The 1420-nt window shown below is 48.7% G+C and carries 1 protein-coding gene; it reads right to left on the reverse strand.

Features of this window, described 5'->3' with window-relative positions; all coding sequences use genetic code 11:
* Positions 1-13 precede the first annotated feature (13 nt).
* On the reverse strand, positions 14-1336 hold the full coding sequence (locus tag L5M38_RS24115) for an IS4 family transposase (RefSeq protein ID WP_014609977.1): 1323 nt from the start codon (positions 1334-1336) through the stop codon (positions 14-16).
* Positions 1337-1420: the final 84 nt, after the last annotated feature.

The raw sequence follows: 1420 nt of genomic DNA on the forward strand, positions 1-1420 counted from the left end.
TAATGCCGTTCACTTAAGAGTGAACGGCATTTTTATTTGGTCTAATTGGGTACTTGTTTTTGCTCATTTTAAGCACTCTTGGATAAGCCCTTTCCCGTTTACCATCCAACTTAAATTGCCGTGCATTGCGTTCTATATCCAATACATCTCTCGGGACATTCCCCGGCGTTTGTGATGGCAGTTGTGTCAGCTTGAAGATGATATGACTCGCAGCATCCCGAAAACTCAGTTGATTGGGATGGACCGATGGTAAGCTTTTGGCCATCAGTAACATCTTGTATCTAATGATATTATAGGCTAGTAATACGCCCCAAAGTTCTTGAGTCACCAACTCCGGCAGTTGACTGCGTAGCGTAAAACGGCTCTCCAACAGGTGTTGTTTCATCTCTCTGTAGCCCAGTTCGATTTCCCATCGATGGGCATATAAGTCGACAATGTCTTCGCCGGGGTAACGCATCGGGTCAGTCAACGAGGTTAAAATGGAGATTAACTTACCTTTCACTGTCTTAGTGAGTAAACGGACTTCAAGCGTATCTGGGAGCTGCGGCCATTTCTTTCTGGCTTGAGGCGTGGTGGTGAGCCTCACCAGCTGGTCGTGCTTACCCAACGTTCGAACCACCTCATATTGAGTGCCTTTCTTCAGCGGCAACAACCAGTGACTATCAGGTTGCGCTTGCTGCCAAGCGTGCAGAAGACCGAGCGAGTAAAACCCTCGGTCAAAGAGGGTTAGACTGTGATTGGGAATGCTAGGAATGAGCCCTGACGCTAAGTTCATTTCATTTTCGGCAACCGAATCAAAGACACTGTTGACCAACAAATGGCTGCTTAACTCCATTAAGCAAACCATGCGAATTTGCGGATAAGCCGCTTCGCCTGAAGCGTTTGCGGTGCGCGCAAAGGCAGCTTGATTTTGGACACTATCGGGTGTCCGCCACACGACACCGTCGACGCCATACAAGTTGAGACCGCACCAATGAGGGTGCTCAGCTCTGGCGTGCCAGGTATTGGCGCTGCGGCTAAACACCTCTCGAACCACCTCACTGCCCAAGCGTTTACGCGCCTGAGTCACGGCGCTGCGAGCAACATAATCAATATCTTGCGGCAAGACAATGTCGAGTTTGTTGATGAGTGACCGAACAGACTCTCCTCGGAACAGGGCCATTCCGATAACCGCCCAAATCATTGCATCCATGGGTAATTTACGCCGTCTTAGCGTCGCAACGCCCTGAGAGTCTAAACAGGATTGAATTAACTCGGGTTCTAACACATCAGCTAAGCAGGTGAATTCGGTTAGGCGGGTAATATGAGTGCGCGCGAGAGCTTCTGAGAGTTGCATAAAAAAATCCGATGACATGAGGTCATCGGATTTTGATCTTTTCAGCGAGATCGTCAAGCAATCTGTCTTAACTGATCGGCATTA

It is taken from the genome of Shewanella sp. SM101, from assembly GCF_025654465.1.
Classification (GTDB): domain Bacteria; phylum Pseudomonadota; class Gammaproteobacteria; order Enterobacterales; family Shewanellaceae; genus Shewanella; species Shewanella oncorhynchi.